General features: G+C 54.2%; 8 protein-coding genes. 6 read left to right on the plus strand and 2 right to left on the minus strand.

Annotated features, from left to right (window positions below):
• A partial coding sequence (locus tag DFP90_RS22330) for a calcium-binding protein (protein ID WP_281269713.1) occupies positions 1-877 on the plus strand: 877 nt, incomplete at its 5' end.
• A gap of 924 nt (positions 878-1801) precedes the next feature.
• Positions 1802-2353 carry a type I secretion system permease/ATPase gene (locus DFP90_RS22335; RefSeq protein WP_115939686.1) on the plus strand — a complete coding sequence of 184 codons (552 nt, stop codon included), beginning with the start codon at positions 1802-1804 and terminating at the stop codon, positions 2351-2353.
• Positions 2354-2483: 130 nt separating this feature from the next.
• On the opposite strand, the gene DFP90_RS22340 is transcribed toward DFP90_RS22335, so the two are convergent.
• Both DFP90_RS22340 and DFP90_RS22345 read right to left on the minus strand, forming a co-directional pair.
• Positions 2484-2819: a YnfA family protein gene (locus tag DFP90_RS22340; RefSeq protein ID WP_115939687.1), complete on the minus strand. Its 336-nt coding sequence runs from the start codon at positions 2817-2819 to the stop codon at positions 2484-2486.
• A 1-nt stretch (position 2820) separates the two neighbouring features.
• Entirely contained in the window at positions 2821-3222 is a 402-nt protein-coding gene (locus DFP90_RS22345) for a MerR family transcriptional regulator (protein ID WP_115939688.1), read from the minus strand.
• Positions 3223-3316: 94 nt separating this feature from the next.
• Here DFP90_RS22345 and DFP90_RS22350 point away from each other — a divergent pair, with 94 nt between their 5' ends.
• The 4 genes from DFP90_RS22350 to merA are packed head-to-tail and all read left to right on the plus strand — an operon-like array spanning position 3317 to position 5708.
• Positions 3317-3712, plus strand: coding sequence for a mercuric transporter MerT family protein (locus DFP90_RS22350; RefSeq protein ID WP_115939689.1), 396 nt, complete (start codon positions 3317-3319; stop codon positions 3710-3712).
• A 13-nt stretch (positions 3713-3725) separates the two neighbouring features.
• Positions 3726-4010 (plus strand): cation transporter, encoded by a 285-nt coding sequence (locus DFP90_RS22355; RefSeq protein ID WP_115939690.1) that lies wholly within the window; start codon positions 3726-3728, stop codon positions 4008-4010.
• An 8-nt stretch (positions 4011-4018) separates the two neighbouring features.
• The gene (gene merF / locus DFP90_RS22360) at positions 4019-4255 is read left to right on the plus strand and encodes a mercury resistance system transport protein MerF (protein ID WP_115939691.1); all 237 of its coding nucleotides are present in this window, start codon (positions 4019-4021) and stop codon (positions 4253-4255) included.
• 16 nt (positions 4256-4271) lie between these two features.
• The gene (gene merA, locus DFP90_RS22365) at positions 4272-5708 is read left to right on the plus strand and encodes a mercury(II) reductase (RefSeq protein WP_115939692.1); all 1437 of its coding nucleotides are present in this window, start codon (positions 4272-4274) and stop codon (positions 5706-5708) included.
• Positions 5709-5985 lie beyond the last annotated feature (277 nt).

Consider the following 5985-nt stretch of genomic DNA (forward strand, 5'->3'; position numbering starts at 1 on the left):
GACCGAACATTACACCCATCACTGGACGGAACATTACACGGTCCAGGTGGAACAGGATGCGGGCCAGGATATCCTGCGTTTCGAGGCCGGGGTTAAGGTCGTTGATCTGGTGATGGTGCAGGATGGTGATGATCTGGTGGTCGGTGTCGCTGCGGAAGGTGGCGCGCGCAACCTGTCCGCGATTGCAGACAAGATCACGCTACAGCAGTGGTTCAGCGATGATAAGAACCGGATTGAACGATTTGTATTTGCCGATGGCAGCAGCCTTGACGCAACACAGATCGTATCCCTGCTCGGCACCGATGCGGATGATGTTGTCTCTTGGTCGGAAACCGCCCTCGATATCGACGGGGGCCTGGGCGATGACCGGATTATTTCCGGTGGCCATGATGATTATCTTGTCGGCGGATCCGGTAATGATACCCTGTCTGCGGGTGCGGGCGATGATGCGCTGTCCGGCGGCGCGGGGAATGACCTGCTGACCGGCGGGGAGGGGGCGGATACCTTCCTCTTTGGCGAGGGCGGCGGCCGCGATATCGTCTCCGATGCGCAAGCGGCCGATAAGGTCACTTTCGGTACTGGAGTTGAGGCGGATGAAATCTGGTTCTCCCAGTCGGGCAATGATCTGGAGGCCCGTCTGCTGGGCAGCAATGACGCGATCATCATTGATGACTGGTTTGCCGGAAATGCCAAACAGGTTGGGTCGTTCGAGCTGAGTGACGGCAGCACGCTGAGCGCTGCCAATGTGCAAAGCCTGGTGGATGCCATGTCCGCCTGGGCGGGCCAGACCGGTAACGATGTGGAGGATCTGGGCGCGGCGCCGACCGATGACCAGGGCCTGACCACGGCCATGGCTCATTGGCAACAGCAATCCTGATCCAAAGAGAAAACGAAGCCCCGGCGGAGAGATCTGCCGGGGCCAATATCGTAACCAACGCATTACAATCGCAGGCCTATAATAGGGGCTGTTGACCTGCCCAAAAAACAGGGAACGATTTCAAAGAAAGAAAATTCTCAAAATCCTGTATTTCTTGGGATCATGTATTTTAGGTCCTGTCTTTGGAATGCTGGCAACATGGGGCCCCTGCTTATCCCATCGCGTCAGTAATGAATCGTAGGAGGAGAATATTATCCTTGCCACTTTGATGATGTTTGCAGGCTATTCTTTCCATATGTATCAATACCTCTCCGAGGACTAATCAGAAAAAGCGCTCGGATCAGCCTGCTGCAAAGGCCGAAAGATCCACCGTCAATCCTCTTTACACTGTTGGTGTGTCGATATCCCCACTTCATCAATTAGTTGTAATTCACTTAATCGGCATTGAATCTGTAAATAACCTATAGGGCAGTCCAACCGATGACATCTTGAACATCTGTGAAAATGCATCCGTGGAATTGACTTCCCGTTCCAGACCGGGACAGCTTTTGTGTCCCAAATGACATCTTATGTGTCGTCCGACAACAATGTCGGACGACACATAAGATGTCATTCCTGATTTCAAGAAATCAATGAGTTAATCCAGATTTCAGACAGATTAAGTAGCACGAAACGACACATAAAATGTCTTTATCTGCCAGAAGCGACAGATAAGTTGTCCTTGCATCAAAAGTACCGAACTTTGACTTGTTTGTTCAGAAGTAGCTGGTTTTACATCTAGCTGAAATGTTGGATCATTCCTCCAGTAGGGGCAGATCCTTATGAGGCTTACCAGCCTAACTAGATCGAGATTGATCGACAGATACGACGCCTGCCTCAAGCAATATCTTCTCGTTTAGATGAGATTTGAAAGAGGTGCGAGTTATGAATTCTCGAAAAGCACTCACCTCCCGTCACGGGCTCAGAGCGATCAAACATAAGGTATTTATCGCGTTTGCCTGTGCGTTGGCGCTTTCGGGGATTGTTAATATCCTGATGTTGGCAACCCCACTTTATATGATGCAAGTCTTTGATCGTGTTTTAACAGGACAGCAGATCGAGACACTCGTTCTTCTTACAGTCATGGCTGTTGCTGCGTATGTGACATACGGTTTTTTGGATTGGGGTAGAAATCAGGTGTTGGCGCGTGCCGCCGCCTGGATGGAGCGCCGAGCAGCTGAGGATGTCCTACGGGCCGGTTTGGACGCGAGACTCTCAGGGGATGTTGGTGGTGCTGATGCAGCATGGGATTTGACGAAAATAAGGAATGTTATTGCGGGCAAGGCACTATATCCGTTTCTTGATCTCCCATGGGCGGTTTTGTTCCATATTGTCCTCTGGATGGCTAATGTCTGGTTGGGTTTCTATGCATTAATCTGTGCACTAATTGTGACTGCCGTTGTTGTGATGGGGAACACATCATTGTTATCAGGTTAAGCTCCAAAAGCCTGGTCCTTCCTGAGTGTAATTTTCTAACGACCAAGGATATTTTGATGAGCCGGTTTCCCTATCCGGCCTGATCGTAATCCTTCCAGCTGTGGTAAGGTCAACAGGCCGGCGATGACATCTACTCACGGGGACCAAAGAGTATGATGGCCGCACCACCGAGGCAGATAACAGCGCCGGCAATATCCCATTTGTCGGGCCTGCTGCCCTCCACCAGCCACATCCAGGTGAGCGACGCCGCAATATATACCCCGCCATAGGCGGCATAGGCGCGGCCGGCAAAACCGGCATTGATGAAGGTAAGCAGCCAGGCGAAACAGATCAGGCTCAGACAGCCGGGAATGAGCCAAAAAATGGACTTGTCCAACCGTAGCCAGGCCCAGAAGGCGAAGCAGCCGGCGATCTCCGCCAAAGCGGCCAGGAGGTAGATGACGGGTGCCAAAGACAGTGCCGGCATATCATTCCTCCGCAAACAGCGTATCGATGATCGGGCAATCGGGTACGTCGCCGCCGTCGCATTTCGCTGCCATGTCGCTCAATACCTGATCGATCACTTTGAGATCCTCGATCTTCCGCCGGACCTCATCGACATGGGCCAGTGCCGCCTCACGGACTTCCGCGCAGGTATAGTCATTGCCGTCCACCAATGCCAACAGGCTTCGTGTCTGTTCCAGGGTGAACCCTAATTCGCGGCAGCGGAGAATGAATGAAAGCCGCTTCAGATGCTCTGCTCCGTAGAGGCGATGGCCAGCGGCGGTTCGCGGCGGGTTTGGCAGGATGCCTTCCTTTTCATAGAAACGGATGGTTTCGATGTTGCACCCCGTGCGTACGGCGAGCTCTCCCCGTTTCATTTCCTTCATTCGCAAAATTTCCTCCTCAAGCGCAAATTAGTGCTTGAACCTGTATTTACTACAGGGTCTAGTTTACTCTCATCAACAACCGAGGCAAGTTTCAATGGCGACTTCCCAAGACATGGAAACACAATCAACTGCGGAATCCTTTAGTGGCGGGAAAGGCATGCTCGCGGCCGGGGGTATTATCGGCGCCACCCTATCAGCATCCTGCTGTGTGCTGCCGCTGGTTCTCTTCAGTGTCGGGGTCACGGGCTCCTGGATCGGCAACCTGACGGCGCTGGCCCCGTATCAGCCCTATTTCGTGGGCATGGCGCTCCTATTCCTTGGTGCCGGCTATTGGAGAGCCTATCGGAAACCGAAGGCGGCCTGTGAGGGGGGCTATTGTGCGTCCACCCGTTCGGATCATGTTGTGAAAGCCATGCTCTGGCTGGCAACCCTCCTCGTGGCCCTGGCCGCCGCTTTTCCATACACAGCGCCTTATTTGCTTGGCGAATGAGGGAGACAGACAAATGAGGATCCAGTTCCTTATCGGCTCACTGTTTTCAGGATTGGTCGTTTCACAGGCCTCTTTCGCGGCCGAACGCGAAACCACTCTTCTGGTGGAGAATATGACCTGTGCTTCATGCCCCTACATCGTCAAACAGTCGCTGACAAGGGAGCCCGGCGTCGTCAGCGTCACCGTGTCTTTCACGGAAAAGACGGCCCATGTGATTTTTGATGACAGCAAGACAACCATACAAACCCTGGAGGAAGCCACGGCGTCCCATGGTTTTCCATCCAGACAGAGGAAATGAGGAAATTTATGAGTAATAACAAGCTGCTTTGCACCGGCGCTGGCGGCAGCATCATCGCAGCGATTTGCTGTTTCACACCCGCCCTGGTGATCTTGCTGGGTGCCGTGGGCCTGTCTGCCTGGCTGGCTTGGCTCGATTATGTGCTGTTGCCTGCGTTGGCTCTGTTTCTCGGGATCACCGCTTACGCGCTCTTCCAGCGGGTAAAAGCGGCTCCATCCGACAAAGCAAATGATCAAAATGTTTGAATTGAGGGATTGAGGAATGTCCAATAACTGTTGCTCGAAAACTGACAAAGGTCGGGTTGGCCGGGTAGATCTGGCAGTCATCGGCGCCGGTTCGGCAGGTTTCTCCGCCGCGATCACTGCCGCCGAGCAGGGAGCCAATGTGGTGCTCATCGGTCATGGCACCATTGGCGGCAGCTGTGTCAATGTCGGTTGCGTGCCCTCTAAAACCCTGATCCGGGCGACCGAAACCCTGCATCAGTCGCAGGCCGCGTCCCGGTTCTCCGGGATCAATGGCGGCACCAAACTGCAGGATTGGTCGAGCTTGATAAGTCAGAAAGATCAGCTGGTAGCAGATTTGCGCCAGGCGAAATACAGCGACCTGCTGCCCGCTTACGACAATATCAGCTATCTGGAAGGGATCGCGCGGTTCGAGGATGGGGAGCTCACCGTCAATGGCGATGTACTTGATGCCTCAAAAATCATCATAGCCACCGGTTCGAAGGCCGTGATCCCGCCCATTGCCGGCATTGAAACGGTTGAATGTCTGACCAGCACCGAAGCACTCGACCTTTCTGAATTGCCCAAATCCTTGTTGGTGATCGGTGGTGGCTATATCGGTTGCGAGATCGCCCAGATGCTGGCCCGGGCAGGCGTGGATGTGACCATCGTCTGCCGCTCCCGCCTGCTGCCGGAAGGTGAGCCGGAGATCAGCGAAGCTCTGACGGCGTTTCTCCAGGATGAGGGCATCACCGTTTTGGATGGTCTCGCCTATGAAGAGATCTTCCAGGATAAGGGTCAAGTGACCCTGCTTGCCCGCAAAGATGGACAACGGTTAAAGGTCATAGGAGAGAGGCTGCTTGTTACCGCTGGGCGGGCGGCCAATATCGAGAGTTTGAACCTGCCGGCCGCCGGTATAGAGATCGGCGAGAATGGCGGGATCCGTGTGGACGAACATATGCGCACCAGCCGGGAGGGCATCTATGCGGCCGGCGATGTGACCGGCCGGGATCAGTTTGTCTATATGGCGGCCTATGGTGCCAAAATCGCAGCCAATAACGCCCTTAATGGCGACAGCCGGCAATATGACGCCACTGCCATGCCTGCCGTGGTTTTCTCCGATCCCCAGGTGGCCAGCGTCGGCCTAACCGAAGCTGATGCGCGTAGCCGGGGTCTCTCGGTCAAAACTTCGGTCCTGCCGCTGGAGCATCTCCCGCGTGCATTGGCCGCCCGGGATACAAGGGGGCTGATCAAGCTGGTGGCGGAAACAGGCAGCAATAAGCTGATCGGCGCCCACATCCTGGCGCCAGAAGGGGCGGACAGCATCCAGACCGCTGTTATGGCGATCAAGGGCGGTCTGACGGTGCAGGATCTCGCCGACACCATCTTCCCCTACCTGACCACGGTGGAGGGATTCAAGCTCGCGGCCCAGACCTTCGACAAGGAATTGAAAATACTGTCATGTTGTGCTGGCTGAGGAATGAGCCCCTGTTCTATTGCTGTACAAAACTGGACGCAAACACGAATTTGCCGAGGAACTAACATCCCGTGCTAAACCTATACCATTCATTAAGACGCATAAGATAAACTGAAACCACGGAGCAAGCGGGGTGAGGGGCGAGGGTTGGCTTGTTCCCCGTCAGCATCTTTGGGACAAATTAAGCTGATTGCATAACGGAGGATTTCTGGTTCATCGTAGAGACCGTAAGGGAACGAAGATGAGACAGAAATCCATGACCTCCAAAGAGCCCGCT

The organism is Aestuariispira insulae, assembly GCF_003385955.1.
GTDB classification, from domain to species: domain Bacteria; phylum Pseudomonadota; class Alphaproteobacteria; order UBA8366; family Aestuariispiraceae; genus Aestuariispira; species Aestuariispira insulae.

Excerpts from the sequence above, each read along its gene's own strand:
- DFP90_RS22335 (WP_115939686.1), top strand. The coding sequence starts at position 1,802 with ATGAATTCTCGAAAAGCACTCACCTCCCGTCACGGGCTCAGAGCGATC.
- DFP90_RS22340 (WP_115939687.1), bottom strand. The coding sequence starts at position 2,819 with ATGCCGGCACTGTCTTTGGCACCCGTCATCTACCTCCTGGCCGCTTTG.
- DFP90_RS22345 (WP_115939688.1), bottom strand. The coding sequence starts at position 3,222 with ATGAAGGAAATGAAACGGGGAGAGCTCGCCGTACGCACGGGGTGCAAC.
- DFP90_RS22350 (WP_115939689.1), top strand. The coding sequence starts at position 3,317 with ATGGCGACTTCCCAAGACATGGAAACACAATCAACTGCGGAATCCTTT.
- DFP90_RS22355 (WP_115939690.1), top strand. The coding sequence starts at position 3,726 with ATGAGGATCCAGTTCCTTATCGGCTCACTGTTTTCAGGATTGGTCGTT.
- merF (WP_115939691.1), top strand. The coding sequence starts at position 4,019 with ATGAGTAATAACAAGCTGCTTTGCACCGGCGCTGGCGGCAGCATCATC.
- merA (WP_115939692.1), top strand. The coding sequence starts at position 4,272 with ATGTCCAATAACTGTTGCTCGAAAACTGACAAAGGTCGGGTTGGCCGG.